Consider the following 19,830-nt stretch of genomic DNA (forward strand, 5'->3'; position numbering starts at 1 on the left):
AGAAACAGGCAAGCGTCGCCAACGGCATTGAGCCGTGACGAAAGGCGGATCCCGCCTAAGCGGGCGACAAGAATTCGCTGCATCACTTCACCTGTTTTGTTCTTTTTAAGTGTGAGTGCGTGTTACTGCTGGAGCCGACTATAAACCCGACCCGCAAATAATCTCAATATATAATTTTGCATCCCATATTTTGGGATTTAACCGGCAAAACGCGTACAGAGTTTTCCTGCAACATCGACGCGCATGCTCAGCACCGCACCATCGAGTGGATGATTGAGCGGACTTTTTGCACTGGTGATGTACAAGGTTCTCAGGTCTTCACCACCGAATACGCAACTGGTCGGGCGACTGACCGGCAGGTCGATTCTGCGATCCACCTGCCCGTCCGGCGTCAGGCGCAACAGGCAACTGCCGTCCCAGCGCGCATTCCACACATAGCCTTCGGCATCCATGGCCGAGCCGTCGGGGCCGCCGTGCTGATCGGATGAATAGAAAACCTGTGGCGCATCGAGACTGCCGTCGGTGCGGATGAAATATCGATTGAGCGTGCTGTCGAGACTTTCGCCGAACAGCAGCGTGGTGCCGTCGTCGCTCCACAGCAGGGTGTTGGGAATGCCCAGACCGAGCAGCAGTGGCGTGACGCGCTGATCGGGATCGACGCGGAACAGGCCACCGGAACGACGCACGATCGGCAGATCCTCGCCATGCTCGCCGATGTTGTTCTGCATGGTGCCGAGCCACAAGCGGCCCAGCGCATCACAGCGGGCTTCGTTGGGCCGATTGCCCGGTTGCGGGTCGGCAACGCAGAACAGGGTCAATCGAGGCTCAAGCCCGGGAGAATCGAGATCCAGTCGATACACGCCGCTGCTCAACGTGACCAGCGCATCGCCGCTGGCGCAGGGAATGAAGGCGGAGATGTGCTCGGGCATTTGCCAGATCTGCACGTTCTGGCCAATCAGGCGCAATGCTTGTTTGCCAGCGATGTCGACCCAGTACAACGCATGGGTCGGCGCATCCCAGAACGGGCCTTCGCCAAGTAGCGCGCGGTGTTGGGTCAGGGCGGTGCAGGTCATCTGGAATCCTTCATGTTCTTGTTGTTCGCATTGTAGGAGTGAGCCTGCTCGCGATAGCGGTGTATCAGTCGACATCATTGGTAGTGAACCACCGCTATCGCGAGCAGGCTCACTCCTACAGGGGATCTCGGTGTTCAGCTGGCTTTCCGGTCGGCCATGACTTTCGGGTAAAAGCGTTTTATCGCCAGATCGGCATTGTCGATCAAGGTCATGCACGCCCACACGCCACGGGTCGAATCCCGTGCGGCGATGGCGTCGGCCATGTCTTTATGGATCGGCAAGGTGCGACGCAGTTCATCGGGGTCGGCGGCGGAGACTTCGAACGACACCGCCAGCAACGCGCCGAGAGCCGGGACCATTTGTTCGATGAACTGATTATGGCTGGCGGCCAGGATGCATTCGTGGAAAGCCTGGTCGGCGCGGTTGTAATCGATGCCACTATCGACCGCACGCTCCAGCGCATTGAAGGCCAGTTGCACCGCTTCGATCTGCTCCGGGGTCGCCCGTTCACAGGCCCAGCGCACCGCCATCGGCTCAATGGTGCGGCGCAAATCCAGCAAGTCATCGACGAAATTTTCCGGCAGGCCATTGCGCGACAGCCAACCCACCACTTGCGGATCGAACAGATTCCAGCGGCGCACCGGCAATACCCGCGTGCCGACTTTCGGCCCGACTTCGAGCATGCCTTTGGCGACGAGGGTTTTGATCGCTTCGCGAATCACCGTGCGGCTGACACCGAGTTGCTCGCCCAGATCCGCCTCGACCTTGATGGTCTGCCCCGGCTTGACCTGGCCAGCGGCAATCCAGCTGCCCAGCCAGTCAACGGTCGACGCATGAAAGCTGCTGGACATGAACACCTCAAGGCGAATCGCGATGGGTGCCTACGCTAATCATCATATGAATAACAGTCAACCGGGATTTTCCGCTGGAACACGAAACAGATGTAGGAGTGAGCCTGCTCGCGATAGCGGTGTACCAGTCAATGCAAATATCAACCGTCATACCGCCATCGCGAGCAGGCTCACTCCTACAGGGGATTTATTCAGGGTTCGAGACCGATGCGAAAGAACTCGCCGCCGCTCCACACGCCGAGCCAGCGCTGACCATCAATCTCGCGGCTCACCGCCAGTTCCACCAGCTGATAAAACACATTGCGGTGAATCAGCGCTTCCAAATTGCTGCGCACATGCACATAGGGCGCAGGCTCCTGGGTCTCAGGATCAATCTCGACGCGAATCGGATGCTCCGGTCCCGCCTCGGTGGTTTCCTCGACATTGGTAGTAAAGCGCAAAAGCTGCGTCTCGCCCTCGCCTTCTACTTCCACGGCAACCGCCACAAACGGCGCGTCATCGACCTTGATGCCGACCTTCTCGACCGGGGTAATCAGGAAATAATCATCGCCATCGCGGCGGATGATGGTGGAGAACAATTTGACCATGGGCTTGCGCCCGATCGGCGTGCCCAGGTAGTACCAGGTGCCATCGCGGGCGATGCGCATGTCGATGTCGCCGCAGAAATCCGGGTTCCACAAATGCACCGGTGGCAGGCCTTTGGTCTTGGGAATCTGTCCCAGCAGGTCATTGGCTGTTTGCGGGTCACTCATGGCGTACTCCTTGATTACTGGTCGCCGATCCCCAGCAGGCGGCGTGCGTACTGCGCCAGCGGCGGACCGATGAGGTCTTCGGGTTTGGAGTCATGGAACGTCAGTAAACCGCCACGACTCTTGATCCGTGCAGTATCAATCAAATACTGGGTGCTGGTCTCGATCAACATGATCTGAATCACGCCGCCGTCGATACCGAGGCGATCCACCGCTTCCTGATCCAGCCACTCGTCGGAGTTGCCGATGCGGTCGTCTGCCTTGGCGAAACGTGTGTAGAGCAGGTAATGCGCGCCGGCGTCGCGGGCTTCGCCCATGGCCTGGTCGAGGCCTTCCGGCGCGCGGGCGCGGCGGACCATCGGGAAGTATTCGACGAAGCCCTTGAAGGCTTCTTCGGCGACCACATTCGGCCGTGGATAGGAACCACCCGGCGGCGCGAATGCGCCCTGGGCGATGAAGATGAACGAGTCCGGCTGAATGCGGATATTGTTCACCCGGCGGCTGTCGCTATGGTCCAGAAGTCCCGCATCGCTCATGTGATAGCGAGTGCCTTCGGCCATGTCGCTGACATTCATGCAGCCGCCAAGCGCCAAAACGGCCAGCAGCAAAACCAGGCTACGCATCCTATTCCTCCAGAAGCCGGTGTCGGAAAACCGGCGAATGGCCGTTGGATGCAGCTTTTGCGCCAGCTCGGCTAATTCGGTGACAGAGGCATTCGCGAGCAGGCTCGCTCACACAGGGAAATGCCTTTTCAAGGTGGGAGCGAGCTTGTTCGCGAAAGCGGTAGATCAGCCGCCAATAATCTTCATGACCGTAGCGCCGCCAGAGAACGCCACCTCCTGCTTGTCACCCAACGCCTTGACCAGCAAACGCTGCAGCGCCGGCAACGCCTGATGCCGCGGCTTGTCGAGCAAATCGCCGACGTAGTGACGGTTGCTCGACGACAGGCAGCCATGCAGCCAACCGGTCGACGACAGGCGCAAGCGCGAACAGGTGCGGCAGAACGGCACGCTTTCATTGGCGATCACGCCGAAGGTGCCGCGACCGGGAATCGCGTAGCGTACGGCCGTGGCATCCACAGGCGCGTCGGTCTGGGCGTATTCATAACGTTCGCCGATCAGACCGAGCAACTGCTCAAGGCTGACGAACTGCTGCAGGAAGGCGTTCGAGTCTTTGGCCAGGTGGCCCATGCGCATCAACTCGATGAAACGCAGTTCAAAGCCGCGTTCCAGACAATAATCGAGCAGCGGCATGACCTGATCGAGGTTCTGCCCGCGCAACGGCACCATGTTGACCTTGATCTTCATCCCGGCGGCGGCAGCCTGATCCATGCCGTCGAGCACGCTGGCCAGATCGCCGCCACGAGCGATGCTGCGAAAAGCAGCGGCATCAAGAGTATCGAGGGAAACGTTGATTCGACGCAGACCGGCATCCACCAGCAGCGGCAGTTTTTTCGCAAGAAGTTGACCGTTGGTGGTCAGGCTGATGTCGTCGAGGCCCATCTGGCCGACGGCAGTCATGAACGATTCGAGCTTGGGGCTGACCAGCGGCTCGCCGCCGGTGATGCGCAGGCGCTCGATGCCGGCCGCCTCGATCAGGTATTCGACGCCCCGCGCCATGGCTTCGGCCGACAGTTCATCCTGCGCAGCGACCAACCGCTTGCCGTTGGGCACGCAGTAGGTACAGGCATAGTTGCAGGCAGAGGTCAGGCTGATGCGCAGATTGCGAAAACGCCTGCCTTGACGGTCAACGATCATGAAACACTCCGGCGAAAGAAAGTCGAGCGCGGAAAACCTGACTGAGAAATCAGGTTTTAGCAAGCCCTATGCCTGAGTATATTCCTGCGCTACTGCGCCATGTAGCTAAAACATGGCGCAATCAGATCGCTGAATGGCTCAAGTGCTCGGCGTTTCCGGGTCGCGCTTGCGCTTGTTGCCCATGCGCACGCCGATGTCCATCAGGAACTGGAAGAAGCCTTCCTGATCTTCCAGCACATTGCTCCAGAACGGCGAGTGATACAGCGCCACCGCGCCGTGCACCAACGCCCAGGATGCGCAGTAGTGGAAGTACGGCGGCACATCTTCGAGCTTGCCTTCGCTGATGCGACCCTTGATCAGCAGGGTCAGGCGTTCGAAGTTCGAGGCACGGATCTTGTGCAGTTCCTCGACCATCTCCGGCACCTGATTGCCCTTGACCACTTTCTCTTCGAGGCGGTCAAACAGGCGATAGCGCTGCGGGTCGCGCATGCGGAATTCGAAGTAGGCGCGGGACAGCGCTTCCTTGTCCTTGTCGACATCGGCCGAATGCAGCAACTCGTTCAGATCGCGCTCGTAATCGAGCATCAGGCGCAAGTAGATCTCGGCCTTGGATTTGAAGTGCTTGTAGATCGTGCCTTTGCCGATACCCACGGCATCAGCAATCATCTCGACGGTGACACTGTCTTCACCCTGGTCGAGGAACAGCTTGAGCGCGGTATCGAGAATTTCCTGCTCGCGGCGACGAAATTCACGGACCTTACGAGGTTCTTTATGCATAAGAAAAAGGTCTGAAGGGTCAAAATTCGAAGCCGCGTATTATGCCTAACTTGCACAAAAAAGCACGGTTCATCGACCAAATCTGTGTTTCTTGTTCATTTCGAGAACGATTTGAGCGCAATGAGAACTCAACTGAAGCAAACGTATTCCAAATTTGTTTAAAAACCCCGACCGGCTCACTGGACTGAACGCCAGACTGATCAATACTTGAACTGTCGGCCGACATCTCCCCCAAGTGTCGCGCCGGTAAAGGTACCAACGGACCGCGTGCCTTTGTTTTACTCCTAATGGTCTTAACCCGGATTCACCCCCCAGAACCCGGGTTTTTTTTGCCTGCGATTTGGTCAGCCGTCACAGGGCAGATTTAACACTCGCCAGCGGGAACAGACGCTTGAAATTTTCTGTGGTCTGCTCGGCAAAGCGCTCGTAGTTCTCACCACGCAGCATCGCCAGAAACTCCGCCACTTCGCGCACGTACTGCGGCAGGTTCGGCTTGCCACGATAAGGAATCGGCGCCAGATACGGCGAATCGGTTTCCACCAGCAGGCGATCGGCCGGCACTTTGCTCGCCACATCGCGCAGCGCGTCGGCGTTGCGGAACGTAACGATGCCTGACAGGGAAATGTAATAGCCCATGTCCAGCGCCGCTTTGGCCATGTCCCAGTCTTCGGTGAAGCAATGCAACACGCCGGCCTGGGGCAACGCCGCTTCGCGCAGCAGTTCGAGGGTGTCGGCACGCGCGCCGCGAGTGTGGATGATCACCGGCTTACCGGTCTGCTGCGCCGCCTGCAGATGCAGGCGAAACGACTCCTGCTGCAATTCGGCGGCTTCCGGCTCGTAGTGATAGTCGAGGCCGGTCTCGCCGATTGCCACCACTTTCGGGTGGTTGAGTTCGTGCAACAACCAGTCAAGCGCCGGTGCCGCGCCCGGCTGCACATCCAGCGGATGCACGCCCACCGAGCAGTCGACGTCGGCATGACGCTCGGCGAGGGCTTTGACGTCGGCGGCGTTGTCGGCACTGACGCCGATGCACAGAAAATGTCCGACCCCGCGCTCACGGGCCGCAGCAAGTGCGGCATCCAGCGAGCCGTCATGGGCGGCGAGGTCGAGGCGATCAAGGTGACAATGGGAATCTACGAGCATAAAAAAGACTGCAACTTACATCGTATGAGTGGGACGGTCGGATTTCAGCGCTCCGGCCAGATGAGTTTCGATGCGACTGCGCGCGGTGTCGTCGCCGTCGTTGAATTGCACGCCGACACCGGCGGCGCGATTGCCTTGCGCGCCTTTGGGGGTGATCCAGGCGACCTTGCCGGCGACCGGAATCTTTTCCGCTTCATCCATCAGGTGCAAAAGCATGAACACCTCGTCGCCCAACCTGTAGCTTTTGTTGGTCGGGATGAACAGACCACCGTTCTTGATGAACGGCATATACGCGGCGTAAAGCACCGACTTGTCCTTGATGGTCAGGGACAGGATGCCGTTACGCGGCCCCGGGCTGACAGGTTCAATCATGTTCACCTCCACTGCTGATCTTCAGAGTCTAGATACACATTCTTATCTTTGACCAGGCAATCCCACCCATTGCACCAACAACGCTTCCAGCAACAGCGCCGGATTGAGGTTGGCCTTGCTCAGGACTTTCTGCCGTTGGGCGAGAATCCAGTCCTGAATCTCCAGCACTTTGCCCTGCGCGCTTTTCTGCGCCAGATATTGCACAACCTTGCGCATATCGGCCAGGCCAAGGCCGGCTTCGTCCTGGGTCAACTGATAGCGCAGGATCAGGCTCGACCAGTCGCAGAACCAGTCGAACAGACGCAGCATCGGAATGCTTTTCCACTCTTCCGCCAGCTGCGTCGGCGATTGCTGCCCTTTGAGCAACTTCTTCACGCCTTCGACCACTAGCGCGCGCTGTTCACGCACGCCCTGGGCTTGCAGGCTGACCGCCATCAGCGGCGAGCCGGCGGCGAGGGTCAGCAGTTCGACGCGTTCTTCTTCGGCGCAATCCGGCAGCGCCTGAGCCAGCCACTCCAGGCTCATCGCCTCGCCCGGCAGCGGGCAGGCCTGCTGCACGCAACGGCTCTTGATGGTCGGCAACAAACGGCTCGGCTGATGGCTGACCAACAGCAGCACGGTATCCCCGGACGGCTCTTCGAGGCTTTTCAGCAAGGCGTTGGCAGCGTTGATGTTCATCGACTCGACCGGCTCGATCAGCACCACTTTGCGCCCGCCGAGCTGTGCGGTCTGCACGACGAAACTGACCAGATCACGAACCTGATCGACCTTGATCGCCTTGTCCGCTTCTTCCGGCTCCAGAATGTAATTGTCCGGGTGACTGCCGGCCTTGAGCAGCAGGCAGGATTTGCACTCGCCACAGGCCTCGGGGGTTGGCCGCTGGCACAGCAGGCTGGCCATCAGACGTTCGGCAAGCGCACGTTTGCCGATCCCGGCAGGGCCGTGCAGCAGATACGCGTGGGCGTGCTGACTGCGTCCGGCCAGTTGCTGCCAGAGGCTGTCCTGCCATGGATAGGCCTCAGCCACGGGCCAGCTCCAGCAGATTCGGCAGCAAGGTGTCCAGCGATTGCTGGACCTTGGCCAATGGCTGACCGGCATCGATGCGCACATAGCGCGAAGGGTCGGCTTCGGCGCGTTTCAGGAACGCATTGCGCACGCTTTCGAAAAACGCCCGCCCTTCCAGTTCGAAACGGTCCAGTCGACCACGGGCACTGGCACGGGCCAGACCGATTTCCACGGGCAGATCGAAAATCAGCGTCAGATCGGGACGCAAGTCGCCCTGCACGAAAGTCTCCAGAGTGGCGATGCGCTCCAGCGACAAACCCCGACCGCCGCCCTGATAGGCGTACGTCGAATCGGTGAAGCGATCACACAGCACCACGGCGCCACGGGCCAGCGCCGGGCGAATCACCTCTGCCAGATGCTGCGCGCGTGCGGCGAATACCAGCAACAACTCGGCGTCCGGGTGCATCACTTCGTCGGCCGGTGTCAGCAGCACCTCGCGAATCCGCTCGGCCAGTGGCGTGCCACCCGGCTCACGGGTGAGCACCACTTCGATGCCGGCGGCGCGCAGGCGCTCGGCGAGGTATTCGCGATTGGTGCTCTTGCCCGCGCCTTCCGGGCCTTCCAGGGTAATAAACAAGCCAGTCACAGGCAGTCCTTCATCAAAGTCATTGCGCGTTCTGCGGTGCAGCGGCGTCCGGTTCTTGGGCTGGCGCCGGATCTTGCGGCGGCGCTTTCGATGGCACTTCGGGCAGCGCCTCTGGCGCGGTGTTCGGCGAAGCGGCCGGAATCGCCTCATCGGCGGCCGGCGCCGTTTCGGGCGCGTTCACTGGCGCCGGGCTGGAACGGTAATCGGCACGGCGTTTGAGCTGGTACTCGCGCACTGCGTTGTTGTGCGCATCCAGATCATCGGAAAACACATGGCTGCCATCGCCACGGGCGACGAAATACAGGCTGCTGCCTTCTACCGGATTGAGCGCAGCGTGAATCGCTTCGCGTCCGACCATCGCAATCGGCGTCGGCGGCAAGCCGGGAATCACGTACGTGTTGTAAGGCGTCGGCTCTTTCAAATGCGCGCGGGTCAGTTTGCCGGTGTAGCGATCACCGAGGCCATAAATCACCGTCGGGTCGGTCTGCAACTGCATGCCCAGCGCCATCCGCCGCACAAAGACGCCGGCAATCTGGCCGCGTTCCTGCGGAACGCCGGTTTCCTTCTCGACCAGTGAGGCCATGATCAGCGCTTGATAGGGTTCGGTGTAAGGCACATCGCCGGAACGCTGTGCCCACTCTTTGGCAAGCACCTCGTCGAGGCGGTCAAAGGCCTTCTTCAACAGCTCGGCATCGGACATGCCGCGCACGAAACGATAGGTGTCCGGGAAGAACCGGCCTTCAGGGAACAAGCCCTTGTGGCCAATCTTGGCCATGACGTCGCCGTCGCTCAGACCGTTGAGGGTCTGCTCGAGCTTGTCGTCCTTGGCCAGGGCGGCGCGCACTTGATGGAAAGTCCAGCCTTCGACCAGAGTCAGGCTGTACTGAACAACGTCGCCGCGCTTCCACGAATCGATCAGACCGTTGACGGTCATGCCCGGCTGCATGCGGTACTCGCCGCTGTGAATCGGCGTGCCGGCGAGGTTGAAGCGCCAGTAGACGCGCAGCCAGAACGCGTCCTTGATGACGCCATCGGTCTCGAGTTCAAGGAAGGTACGGGTCGGAGTGGAGCCTTTCGGCACATCCAGCAGTTGCTCCTGCGGGATGTTCAGGGGCTGTTCCAGTGCCGAATGAATTTTCCAGGCGCTGGCGCCCAACAGCAGCCCTGCCAGAACCAGTCCGGTTTCCAGCAGCAGCAAAAGTTTACGTCTCACGAATCAAGCATCCAGTAGCGCGCGGGCAATGGTTTGCAGTTTACGGGTGAGCGGGCCAACCGACCAGCTCAGTGCGGCACAGGCGCGTACCGGCCAGACGCCATAAACGCTGTTGCAGACAAACACTTCATCAGCCCATTGCAGGTGATCGAGGCTGATATCGGCGATTTGCGCAGGGATGGCCAGTGACTCGGCCTGAAACAATATTTCCGCGCGCATCACACCAGCGACGCCGCAGCGCTTCAAGTCGGGCGTGATCAGACCACCGTCGCGCACCAGGAAAATATTGCTGAACACGCCTTCGACGACGCGCCCGGCCTGATCGAGCATCAAGCCTTCGGCATGCTCGCTGTCCTGCCACTCGGCGCGGGCAAGCACCTGTTCGAGTCGATTCAGATGTTTGAGTCCGGCCAACAACGGCTGCGTGGACAAGCGGGTGTTGCAGGGAAAGAGGCGGATGCCGTGCTCGGCATGGGCAGCGGGATAAGCCGCCGGCGGATTGCCTTGCAGAATGCGTCGGCCCTGCGCCGCAGGGTCGGGCGCATAACCGCGCAGACCGTCACCGCGAGTGAGGATGAGCTTGAGCACGCCCTCGCCCATCGCTGTCGCATAGCTCAGCAGCTCGTGGCGAATCAGCTCGATATCGGTAGAGATGGCCAGACGCATACAGCCCTCGGCCAGACGCGTCAGGTGCCGATCCAGCAGGATCGGCCGACCACTGCGCACAGCAATGGTCTCGAACAGACCATCGCCGTAAGCCAGGCCGCGATCTTTCAGCGACAGCGCGTCAGCCGGTTGACCGTCGACCCAGCTCTCCATCAGCCCGCGAACCGGCGGAACGCCAGAGTGCCGTTGGTGCCGCCAAAACCGAAGGAGTTGGACAGCACGACATCGATATCCATGTTGCGCGCAGTGTGCGCGACGAAATCGAGATCGCAGCCTTCGTCCGGCTCATCGAGGTTGATGGTCGGCGGTGTTACCTGGCTGTTGATCGCCAGCACGCTGAAGATCGCCTCGACGGCGCCCGCTGCACCCAGCAGGTGACCGGTCATCGACTTGGTCGAGCTGACCGCCAGCTTGTAGGCGTGATCGCCGAACACTGACTTGATCGCGTTGGCTTCGGCAAGGTCGCCGGCCGGGGTCGAAGTGCCGTGAGCGTTGATGTACTGCACTTGATCGACATTGATCTTCGCGTCGCGCAGGGCATTGGTGATGCAGCGCGCGGCACCGGCGCCGTCGGCGGGTGGCGAGGTCATGTGGAACGCATCGCCACTGGTGCCGAAACCGATCAGCTCGGCGTAGATCGTCGCGCCGCGCGCCTTGGCGTGTTCGAGTTCTTCAAGAACCAGCGCACCGGCGCCGTCGGACAGGACGAAGCCATCACGGCCCTTGTCCCATGGACGACTGGCGCGGGTCGGCTCGTCGTTGCGGGTCGACAGCGCACGGGACGCGCCGAAGCCGCCCATGCCCAGGCCGCAAGCGGCCATTTCCGCACCGCCGGCAATCATCACGTCGGCTTCGTCATACATGATATTGCGCGCGGCCATGCCGATACAGTGCGTACCGGTGGTGCACGCGGTGGCGATAGCGTAGTTGGGTCCCTGTGCGCCCAGATGGATCGACAGGAAACCGGAAATCATATTGATGATCGAGCCAGGCACAAAGAACGGCGAGATCCGTCGCGGACCGGTCTCGTGCAGGGTGCGACTGGTTTCTTCGATGTTGGTCAGACCGCCGATACCCGAACCCATGGCCACGCCAATGCGCTCACGGTTGGCGTCGGTGACTTCCAGACCGGCGTTGCGCACGGCTTGAAAACCTGCGGCGAGGCCGTACTGAATGAACAGGTCGAGCTTGCGCGCTTCCTTGACCGACAGGTACTCCTCGACATTGAAGCCTTTGACCGAACCGCCAAAGCGGGTCGAATAGGCAGAAAGGTCGGTGTGTTCGATCAGACCAATGCCACTGCGGCCAGCCAGAATGCCCTGCCAACTGCTCGGCACATCCGTGCCCAGTGGCGACAACATACCCATACCGGTGACTACGACGCGTCTACGCGACACAGCACTCTCCTTTTTCAAATGACGACTTTGCATCAGGCCTAAAGAAAAAACCGCACGCCATGATGGCAGTGCGGTTTTTCCATGACAGCAAGCAACGATTACAAACTATTACGCCTGGTGGCTGGTAACGTAGTCGATTGCAGCTTGTACAGTAGTGATCTTTTCAGCTTCTTCGTCAGGGATTTCGGTCTCGAATTCCTCTTCCAGAGCCATCACCAGCTCAACGGTGTCAAGGGAGTCGGCACCCAGGTCTTCTACGAAGGAAGCGGTGTTGACCACTTCTTCTTCTTTAACACCCAGTTGCTCGGCAACGATTTTCTTGACGCGCTCTTCGATGGTGCTCATACCTTGTTTTCACTCCTAATGGACAAATTCAGGCAGCTGGCCAGTGGGTAAGTGTATAGAAAGACTTTTCAGCTTTTCAACTGAAAGCTTCACTCCTCAAACCCTGCGACCCTCTGCCTATAAATAGATTGCAGCTTTATAACGGATTTTAGACAGCTCGTATGACATTTTTTTGAAGCAATCCGTCACATTTTACTTACATGTACATCCCACCGTTCACCGGGATTGTAGCCCCGGTAACGTATGCCGCACCGTCGGATGCAAGAAAAGCGACCACGGACGCGATCTCTTGAGCTTGTCCCAGACGACCCAGCGGAATCTGCGTCTGCAAGGCTTCACGCTGTGCTTCAGGCAGCTCGCGGGTCATATCGGTGTCGATGAACCCTGGGGTTACCGAGTTGACCGTAATCGAACGCGAACCGACTTCACGCGCCATCGCCCGGCTGAAACCTTCCAGACCGGCCTTGGCGGCTGCATAGTTTACTTGGCCGGCGTTGCCCATGGCACCCACCACCGAGCCAATACTGATAATTCGACCCCAACGTGCCTTGGTCATGCCGCGCAGAACGCCCTTGGACAAGCGATACAGACTGTTCAGGTTGGTATCGATTACGTCGTACCATTCGTCGTCTTTCATGCGCATCATCAGGTTATCGCGGGTGATACCGGCATTATTGACCAGAATCGCCACCGGCGCACCGAACTGCTCCTGAATGCCCGCCAGCACGGCGCTGACCGATTCGTCGCTGGTGACGTTGAGTTCGAAACCGGCACCCTGGATGCCGTTTTCCTTCAGGGTCGCAGAAATGCGCTCGGCGCCCGACGCGGAGGTCGCGGTGCCAACAACGATGGCGCCCTGACGACCCAGTTCCAGTGCGATGGCCTGGCCGATACCGCGGCTTGCACCGGTGACCAGTGCAACTTTACCTTGCAGACTCATGCAAGTTTCTCCTGATTCAGGCCTGCGCTGCACGAGCGGCAGCGAAGGCGTCTGGGGTATTGAGATTGGAAGTCGAAACGCCTTCGGCGCAACGTTTGTTCAGGCCGGCCAGGACTTTGCCCGGGCCGCATTCGACCAGATTCGTGGCGCCCTTGCCCGCCAGGGTCTGCACCGATTCAACCCAGCGCACTGGCTTGTAGAGTTGTTCCAACAGATCACGCTTGAGGATTTCCAGATCGGCCGGCACTTGTGCGCTGACGTTCTGGACGACCGGGATCTGCGGCGCCTGCCAGTCGATGGCAGCGATCGACTCAGCGAAGCGCTCGGCAGCCGGACGCATCAGTTCACAGTGCGATGGCACGCTCACCGGCAACGGCATGGCGCGTTTGGCACCACGGGCCTTGCAGCCTTCGATGGCGCGCTCGACGGCTGCCTTGGCGCCGGCGATCACCACTTGGCCTGGCGAGTTGAAGTTCACCGCGCTGACGACTTCGCCTTGCGCCGCTTCGGCGCAGGCTGCCAGCACATCGGCATCTTCCAGACCGAGAATCGCGGCCATGCCGCCCTGCCCGGCCGGCACCGCTTCCTGCATCAACTGGCCACGGCGCTCGACGAGCTTGACCGCGTCAGCCAGGCTCAGGCTGCCGGCGGCGACCAAGGCGCTGTATTCACCCAGGCTATGACCGGCGACGAATGCCGGACGCGCGCCACCTTCAGCCAGCCACAGACGCCACAGGGCGATCGAAGCGGTCAGAATGGCCGGCTGGGTTTTATCGGTTTGGTTGAGCAGCTCTTCCGGACCCTGTTGGGTCAGTGCCCACAGGTCATAGCCCAGCGCAGCAGAGGCTTCTTGGAATGTTTCGAGGATCAGCGGATGTTGCGCGCCCAGCTCGGCCAGCATGCCGAGGGACTGCGAACCCTGTCCTGGAAAGACGAATGCGAGGGAAGCAGACATGTAACAAGCCCCTAATGATCTTGTCGTCGGAAAATAACGTCCCGCTCGGGACGGGAGAAACTGACAGTTTGGATGGCCCTTTGAACCGGGCGGTCACATTTAAGCATTGTCCGACGAAAACGCCTAAGACAACAGATCCTCCAGACGACCGTGGAGGCGCTCGGGCAGGTTCTCTTGAATCTCGATCAGCGCCCGCTGAATCGCACTCTGAAAGCCCTGCACCCCGGCCGATCCGTGACTTTTCACGACGATGCCCTGCAAGCCGAGAAAGCTTGCGCCATTATGTCGCGCCGGGGTCAGATCGGCCTGCAGACGCTTCATCAACGGCATCGCGAGCGCACCTACAGCGCGAGAAGCCAGGTTTTTCTTGAACAGAGCCTCGATGCGCGCCGCAATCATCGTCGCCAGCCCCTCGCTGGATTTGAGCAGAATATTGCCGACGAAACCGTCACAGACCACCACATCGGCCTCGCCGCGATACAAGCCGTCGCCTTCGATGAAGCCGATGTAGTTGATCCCGCGCGCAGCCTGCAACAGCGTCGCCGCCAGTTTGACCTGCTGATTGCCCTTGATGTCTTCGGTGCCGATGTTCAGCAGCGCCACACGCGGACGGGCAATCCCCAAGGTCTGCGCAGCCACCGAACCCATCACAGCGAACTGCAACAGGTGCTCGGCACTGCAATCGACGTTGGCGCCAAGATCGAGCAACTGGCAATAGCCGGTCTGCGTCGGAATCGCCGCCACCATGGCCGGACGATCAATGCCGGGCAGTGTCTTCAGGACAAAACGCGACAACGCCATCAACGCGCCGGTATTGCCGGCACTGACACAGGCCTGCACCTTGCCATCGCGGAGCAATTCGAGGGCGACACGCATCGACGAATCCGGCTTGCCACGCAGGGCCTGGGCAGGTTTTTCGTCCATGGTGATGACTTCGCTGGCCGGAACAATCGTCAGGCGCGCGCGATCGGCAGCCGATTGGCCGTGGATCAGTTCTTCAAGAAGGGAGGGTTGACCGACGAGGGTCAGGTGCAACGAGGGCGTAGCAGACAGACAAGCGAGACTGGCCTGAACAATGCTGCGGGGACCGAAGTCCCCGCCCATTGCGTCAATCGCGATGACTTGAGCGGACAAGTGATTACTCGTCAGCGCCCTTGTCGATCACTTTACGGCCACGGTATACGCCTTCTGGCGATACGTGGTGACGCAGGTGAACTTCACCGGTGGTTTTTTCTACAGACAGGGTGCTAGCCTCGAGAGCGTCGTGCGAACGGCGCATGTCACGGGCAGAGCGGGATTTTTTGTTCTGCTGAACAGCCATAATTGATTAACTCCTAAACGTTTGGGTCACGCTTTAACTGCGCCAATACACTGAACGGGTTGGACCGCGTTACCTCGTCCTCGCTCGGTTCGGGCTCATCTGCTCCCGCCGGCTGCTGGCATTCTTCCGGATGATGAGCAGGCACAATGGGCAAGGCGAGCAGAAGCTCCTCCTCGATCAGTGACTGCAGATCCAATGGATCTTCGCCCAGTTCCAGCACGTCATAACCTTTCGGCAACGACTGGGTATTCGCACCCTCCTTCACCACCGCGTAACTGCATTCGCTGTGGATCGGCAGGGTGACCAGCTCAAGACAACGCTGGCAAACCATTTTGACTTCGGTGTCGATAAAGCTGTGGATGACCACAGACTTACGTTCATCTCGTTCAAAAACGAATTTGGCCTGCACCGTACCGACATCGTCGGAAAGCGGGTCGCAGAGTCTCTTCAAATCGGCCAGCAGCAGCTCACCTTGAAGGGTGGTGCCACGGTCAGCCAATTTGCGCGGGTCAACGTGAGGTGGAATCGGGTCATTCAACATAGGCGCAGCATTATAGGGATGCACCCACCCATGTCAAAGGAAATTGTGCCCTGTCCGTCACTTGCGCGCCTCCGCTAGAATCCGCACCTGCCTCAGGAGACGTCCATGCTGCCTTTATTACTCGCTTCAAGCTCGACTTATCGCCGCCAATTGCTGGCCCGCCTGCACCTGCCGTTCGTCTGCAGCTCGCCGGACATCGATGAAAGTCATCGCCCGGGCGAGTCCGCGCTCGACCTGGTCAAACGTCTTGCCGAGGAAAAAGCCCGGGCCTTGGCGGACAGCCACCCTGCTCATTTGATCATTGGCTCGGATCAGGTCGCCGTCCTCGGCGAACAGATCATCGGCAAGCCGCACACCTTCGAAAAGGCCCGCGATCAGCTGATGGCCGCCAGCGGCGCGAGCGTGACCTTCCTCACCGGCCTGGCGCTGCTCAACAGCCAGACCGGGCAATGCCAGGTCGACTGCGTGCCGTTCACCGTGCACATGCGTCAGCTGGATCAGGCGCGCATCGAGCGCTACCTGCGCATTGAGCAGCCGTACGACTGCGCCGGCAGCTTCAAGGCCGAAGGCTTGGGTGTAAGCCTGTTTCAATCGACCGAAGGTCCGGACGCCACCAGCCTGATCGGCCTGCCGCTGATTCGCCTGATCGATATGTTGCTGACCGAAGGTGTGCAAATCCCTTAAAAGCAAAAGATCGCAGCCTTCGGCAGCTACTACAGAATCGGCGTCACCGCAAAAAAAGCGAGTGAACATTAATCCTGTAAGAGCTGCCGCAGGCTGCGATCTTTTGATCTACCGGCAATTTACCGCAACGAAGGCCCGTGGAAACCCATCCACATCGCCAATTGCTCCGCCACGCTGGCACCAAGCTTCTTCGAGAAACGATCAAACGGCGACTCCTGCACAGTGAAGTCCACCAGTTCCTTCTCGCCAATCACATCGCGCGCCACCGAACTGGCACTGCCCAGGCCGTCGATCAGGCCCAGCGGCAGCGCCTGCTCACCCGACCAGACCAGCCCGGAAAACAGCTCCGGATGCTCTTTGTCTTTCAGGCGTTCGCCACGACCCTGCTTGACGCTGTTGATGAACTGCTTGTGCGTAGTGTCGAGCACGCCTTGCCAGAACGCGGTTTCTTCAGGCTTTTGCGGCTGGAACGGATCGAGAAACGCCTTGTGCTCGCCGGAGGTGTAGGTACGACGCTCAACACCCAGCTTTTCCATGGTGCCGACGAAACCGTAACCCGCCGCTGTCACGCCGATCGAACCCACCAGACTGGCCTTGTCGGCGTAAATCTGGTCCGCCGCGCTGGCGATGTAGTAAGCACCGGAGGCACCTAGATCGGAAATCACTGCGTAAAGCTTGATCTCCGGGTGCAGAGCACGCAGACGCTTGATCTCGTCGTAGACATAACCCGACTGCACCGGACTGCCGCCCGGGCTGTTGATGCGCAGGATCACGCCCTTGACCTTTTTGTCTTCGAACGCCGCGCGCAGGCTGCCCACGATATTGTCGGCGCTGGCTGGCTCCTTGTCGGCGATTACGCCGTCGATCTCGATCAACGCCGTGTAGTTCGGGCCGCGGGTGGCGCTTTTTTCCATGTCCATCAGCGGCGTGAACAGCAGCAGCACAACAAACAGATAAACAAACGTCAGCAGCTTGAAGAAAATCCCCCAGCGCCGCGAACGGCGTTGTTCCTGCACACCAGCCAGCAGAGTTTTTTCCAACAGCTTCCAGCTTTTCGCGTCACCGTCGTCGGCACTTGCCTTGGCCGGTGCTTTCCATTCGTCGGTCATGCCATCTACCCCAGCAAAAACGTATTAAGCCCGCTGACCCAGCCAGGCATGCAATTCAGAAAAACGGTCGATCGACAGCCGCGGCTCAAACTGCTGCAGGGACTCGATCGATTGCGCGCCATAACTGACCGCCACCGAATCCATTCCCGCATTGCGCGCCATCAGCAGATCGAACGACGAATCACCGACCATCAACGCCTGCTCCGGGCGCACGCCGCAGTGGCTGACGATCTGCTCAAGCATCAGAGGGTGCGGCTTGCTGGCAGTTTCATCGGCGGCACGGGTGATATCGAAATAATCTTCCCAGCCATTGGCCTTGAGCACGCGATCCAGTCCGCGCCGATTTTTGCCAGTCGCCACCGCCAGGTGATAGCCCTGCTCGCGAAACGACGCCATCGACTCGACCACGCCTTCGAACAGCGGCGAAGGCACGGCCTCGGCAGCGATGTAGTGATCGGCGTAGTACTCGCGGAACGCGAGCAGTTCTGCGTCGCTGATTTCGGGGTACAGGGTGCGAATCGCTTCCGGCAATCCGAGGCCGATGATGCCTTTTACGGCGAAGTCATCGCGCAGCTCGAAACCGGAACGGCCGGACGCCGAATGCATGGCCTCGACGATCCGGTGAATGGAATCGGCGAGGGTGCCGTCCCAGTCGAAAATCAGCAGCTTGTAATCAGATGGGCGCACTCAATCGCTCCACGGTCTTGGCCCACATTTCGTCAACCGGTGCCTGAAGGGTCAGCTTGCCGCCGTCGGGCAGCGGCACGGTCAGCATGTAGGCGTGCAGGAACAGGCGCTTGCCACCCAGATCGCGGATTTCCCTGGTGAAATCGTCGTCGCCGTACTTGCTGTCGCCGGCGATGCAATGCCCGGCGTGCAGGGTGTGCACACGAATCTGGTGGGTACGCCCGGTAACCGGTTTGGCCTCGACCATGGTGGCAAAGTCGCCGAAGCGGCGCAGCACCTTGAACACGGTCAGAGCTTCCTTGCCTTCATCGTTGACCTCGACCATGCGCTCGCCGGAACGCAGATTGCTCTTGAGCAATGGCGCACGGACTTGCTTGATCGACGTTGCCCAGTTGCCGCGAACCAGTGCCATGTAGCGCTTGTCGACGCCATCGCCGCGCAGTTGCTCGTGCAAGTGGCGCAACATGCTGCGCTTCTTGGCGATCATCAGCAGGCCGGAGGTGTCACGGTCGAGACGGTGAACCAGTTCGAGCTCCTTGGCATCGGGACGCAACTGACGAAAGGCTTCGATCACCCCGAAATTCAGCCCGCTGCCGCCGTGAACCGCAATGCCGGCGGGCTTGTTGATCACGATCAGGGCTTTGTCTTCGTAGACAATCGACGCTTCCAGCCGCTGCAGCAGCCCTTGGGCCAGGGGCACCGGCTCGTCGCGCTCAGGCACGCGAACCGGCGGCACGCGCACGATATCGCCGGCCTGGAGCTTGTATTCGGGCTTGATCCGACCTTTGTTCACGCGCACTTCGCCTTTGCGCAAAATGCGGTAAATCAAGGTCTTGGGCACGCCTTTGAGCCGGGCGAGGAGAAAGTTGTCGATTCGTTGGCCGGCATACTCCGGCGAGACTTCAAGCAGTTGAACGCCTGGAGTCGAAGGGGCAGTAGTTGTCATGCCGCGGATGATAACAATTTTTATGGAATTGAAGCACTTAATCATTGCTGCTATAGTCGCGAACGCCGCCAAAAGCGGCCTGGACAGCGGAACCACGGTCAAAGACCGGCCCTGACCAACGCAATTCACCAGGGCGCGAGGCCGTCCTACGGGGCTTTCGCTACGTAACGGTGGAGTTTGCGGTTGTAACGAGCGCAGGTGACATGAGGCCTGAATTACACCGTCGAGCAGAGTTCTCACTCGCCCGGCAGGCAACATTCGAGGCCAGTTCACAAAGTGCAGTCGACTGCGAATGACCCCGAGCGAATGTTTCGGAAACATCGCCTGAATTAGCCATGATGCGTGACCTCCCCTTTCGGAGCTCACGGTAAATGCCAACCCGCTGCGGATTCTGCGCGCGGCAGCACCCGAATTATCAGGGATACGTGTAGGGTGGAGATGCACAACCGCCGGACTGTGTAGCAACAAGCTTTGATCAAGACGCTTCATCTCGTCCACAGCCGCTGGTTGATTCCTCCTCCTGACTGAGTGCTTAAGTAGCCACAGCAAGCAGGACGCGTACGTCGCGGTATCGGCCCAATTGGCCGGACATCGCTGGACACGGGAATGGCCAACCACTCCCGACGCACCTGACACCGACCGTGAGAAGTCGT

General features: G+C 59.8%; 23 protein-coding genes. 1 reads left to right on the forward strand and 22 read right to left on the reverse strand.

Going from position 1 to position 19,830, the window contains the following annotated elements:
• Positions 1–197: 197 nt before the first annotated feature.
• From LIS66_RS19240 to LIS66_RS19330, 19 genes are all read right to left on the reverse strand, one after another.
• Positions 198–1,073 (reverse strand): SMP-30/gluconolactonase/LRE family protein, encoded by an 876-nt coding sequence (locus tag LIS66_RS19240; protein WP_227972824.1) that lies wholly within the window; start codon positions 1,071–1,073, stop codon positions 198–200.
• A 134-nt stretch (positions 1,074–1,207) separates the two neighbouring features.
• Positions 1,208–1,924 carry a FadR/GntR family transcriptional regulator gene (locus LIS66_RS19245; protein ID WP_039760144.1) on the reverse strand — a complete coding sequence of 239 codons (717 nt, stop codon included), beginning with the start codon at positions 1,922–1,924 and terminating at the stop codon, positions 1,208–1,210.
• Positions 1,925–2,115: 191 nt separating this feature from the next.
• A complete protein-coding gene (locus LIS66_RS19250) occupies positions 2,116–2,676 on the reverse strand; it encodes a DUF1285 domain-containing protein (RefSeq protein WP_227972825.1) in 561 nt (186 codons plus the stop codon).
• A gap of 14 nt (positions 2,677–2,690) precedes the next feature.
• Positions 2,691–3,296: a DUF4823 domain-containing protein gene (locus tag LIS66_RS19255; protein WP_042610708.1), complete on the reverse strand. Its 606-nt coding sequence runs from the start codon at positions 3,294–3,296 to the stop codon at positions 2,691–2,693.
• A gap of 165 nt (positions 3,297–3,461) precedes the next feature.
• Positions 3,462–4,430: a GTP 3',8-cyclase MoaA gene (locus tag LIS66_RS19260; RefSeq protein WP_041479439.1), complete on the reverse strand. Its 969-nt coding sequence runs from the start codon at positions 4,428–4,430 to the stop codon at positions 3,462–3,464.
• A gap of 138 nt (positions 4,431–4,568) precedes the next feature.
• Positions 4,569–5,207, reverse strand: coding sequence for a TetR/AcrR family transcriptional regulator (locus LIS66_RS19265; protein ID WP_016770981.1), 639 nt, complete (start codon positions 5,205–5,207; stop codon positions 4,569–4,571).
• A gap of 351 nt (positions 5,208–5,558) precedes the next feature.
• A complete protein-coding gene (locus LIS66_RS19270; RefSeq protein WP_227972826.1) occupies positions 5,559–6,350 on the reverse strand; it encodes a TatD family hydrolase in 792 nt (263 codons plus the stop codon).
• 15 nt (positions 6,351–6,365) lie between these two features.
• Positions 6,366–6,722 (reverse strand): PilZ domain-containing protein, encoded by a 357-nt coding sequence (locus tag LIS66_RS19275; protein WP_016770983.1) that lies wholly within the window; start codon positions 6,720–6,722, stop codon positions 6,366–6,368.
• A gap of 42 nt (positions 6,723–6,764) precedes the next feature.
• The gene (locus LIS66_RS19280) at positions 6,765–7,748 is read right to left on the reverse strand and encodes a DNA polymerase III subunit delta' (protein ID WP_227972827.1); all 984 of its coding nucleotides are present in this window, start codon (positions 7,746–7,748) and stop codon (positions 6,765–6,767) included.
• Positions 7,741–8,373 (reverse strand): dTMP kinase, encoded by a 633-nt coding sequence (gene tmk, locus LIS66_RS19285; RefSeq protein WP_042610705.1) that lies wholly within the window; start codon positions 8,371–8,373, stop codon positions 7,741–7,743. The genes LIS66_RS19280 and tmk overlap by 8 nt, the downstream gene beginning before the upstream one ends.
• A gap of 19 nt (positions 8,374–8,392) precedes the next feature.
• A complete protein-coding gene (gene mltG / locus LIS66_RS19290) occupies positions 8,393–9,586 on the reverse strand; it encodes an endolytic transglycosylase MltG (protein WP_227972828.1) in 1,194 nt (397 codons plus the stop codon).
• Positions 9,587–9,589: 3 nt separating this feature from the next.
• The gene (gene pabC, locus LIS66_RS19295) at positions 9,590–10,405 is read right to left on the reverse strand and encodes an aminodeoxychorismate lyase (protein WP_227972829.1); all 816 of its coding nucleotides are present in this window, start codon (positions 10,403–10,405) and stop codon (positions 9,590–9,592) included.
• Positions 10,405–11,649 (reverse strand): beta-ketoacyl-ACP synthase II, encoded by a 1,245-nt coding sequence (fabF, locus tag LIS66_RS19300; protein WP_227972830.1) that lies wholly within the window; start codon positions 11,647–11,649, stop codon positions 10,405–10,407. Before fabF ends, pabC begins: the two co-directional genes overlap by 1 nt.
• Before the next feature lie 108 nt (positions 11,650–11,757).
• On the reverse strand, positions 11,758–11,994 hold the full coding sequence (gene acpP / locus LIS66_RS19305; protein WP_003175607.1) for an acyl carrier protein: 237 nt from the start codon (positions 11,992–11,994) through the stop codon (positions 11,758–11,760).
• Positions 11,995–12,190: 196 nt separating this feature from the next.
• Complete coding sequence (gene fabG, locus LIS66_RS19310) at positions 12,191–12,934, reverse strand: 3-oxoacyl-ACP reductase FabG (protein ID WP_227972831.1); 744 nt, start codon at positions 12,932–12,934, stop codon at positions 12,191–12,193.
• A gap of 16 nt (positions 12,935–12,950) precedes the next feature.
• Complete coding sequence (gene fabD, locus LIS66_RS19315) at positions 12,951–13,889, reverse strand: ACP S-malonyltransferase (RefSeq protein ID WP_227972832.1); 939 nt, start codon at positions 13,887–13,889, stop codon at positions 12,951–12,953.
• 123 nt (positions 13,890–14,012) lie between these two features.
• A complete protein-coding gene (gene plsX / locus LIS66_RS19320; RefSeq protein ID WP_080902545.1) occupies positions 14,013–15,023 on the reverse strand; it encodes a phosphate acyltransferase PlsX in 1,011 nt (336 codons plus the stop codon).
• 4 nt (positions 15,024–15,027) lie between these two features.
• Positions 15,028–15,210, reverse strand: coding sequence for a 50S ribosomal protein L32 (gene rpmF / locus LIS66_RS19325; RefSeq protein WP_003179396.1), 183 nt, complete (start codon positions 15,208–15,210; stop codon positions 15,028–15,030).
• Between the two features lie 13 nt (positions 15,211–15,223).
• The gene (locus LIS66_RS19330; protein ID WP_003204262.1) at positions 15,224–15,751 is read right to left on the reverse strand and encodes a YceD family protein; all 528 of its coding nucleotides are present in this window, start codon (positions 15,749–15,751) and stop codon (positions 15,224–15,226) included.
• 105 nt (positions 15,752–15,856) lie between these two features.
• On the opposite strand from LIS66_RS19330, the gene LIS66_RS19335 reads away from it, so the two are divergent.
• A complete protein-coding gene (locus tag LIS66_RS19335) occupies positions 15,857–16,435 on the forward strand; it encodes a Maf family protein (RefSeq protein WP_227972833.1) in 579 nt (192 codons plus the stop codon).
• Between the two features lie 119 nt (positions 16,436–16,554).
• Here LIS66_RS19335 and sppA read toward each other — a convergent pair whose 3' ends face one another.
• The 3 genes from sppA to rluC are packed head-to-tail and all read right to left on the reverse strand — an operon-like array spanning position 16,555 to position 19,177.
• Positions 16,555–17,544, reverse strand: coding sequence for a signal peptide peptidase SppA (gene sppA / locus LIS66_RS19340; protein WP_227972834.1), 990 nt, complete (start codon positions 17,542–17,544; stop codon positions 16,555–16,557).
• Between the two features lie 24 nt (positions 17,545–17,568).
• Positions 17,569–18,231 (reverse strand): HAD-IA family hydrolase, encoded by a 663-nt coding sequence (locus tag LIS66_RS19345; RefSeq protein ID WP_083352208.1) that lies wholly within the window; start codon positions 18,229–18,231, stop codon positions 17,569–17,571.
• On the reverse strand, positions 18,218–19,177 hold the full coding sequence (gene rluC / locus LIS66_RS19350; RefSeq protein WP_064361456.1) for a 23S rRNA pseudouridine(955/2504/2580) synthase RluC: 960 nt from the start codon (positions 19,175–19,177) through the stop codon (positions 18,218–18,220). Before rluC ends, LIS66_RS19345 begins: the two co-directional genes overlap by 14 nt.
• Between the last annotated feature and the right edge of the window lie 653 nt (positions 19,178–19,830).

It is taken from the genome of Pseudomonas sp. HN2 (assembly GCF_020736465.1).
In the GTDB taxonomy this organism is placed as follows: domain Bacteria; phylum Pseudomonadota; class Gammaproteobacteria; order Pseudomonadales; family Pseudomonadaceae; genus Aquipseudomonas; species Aquipseudomonas moraviensis_A.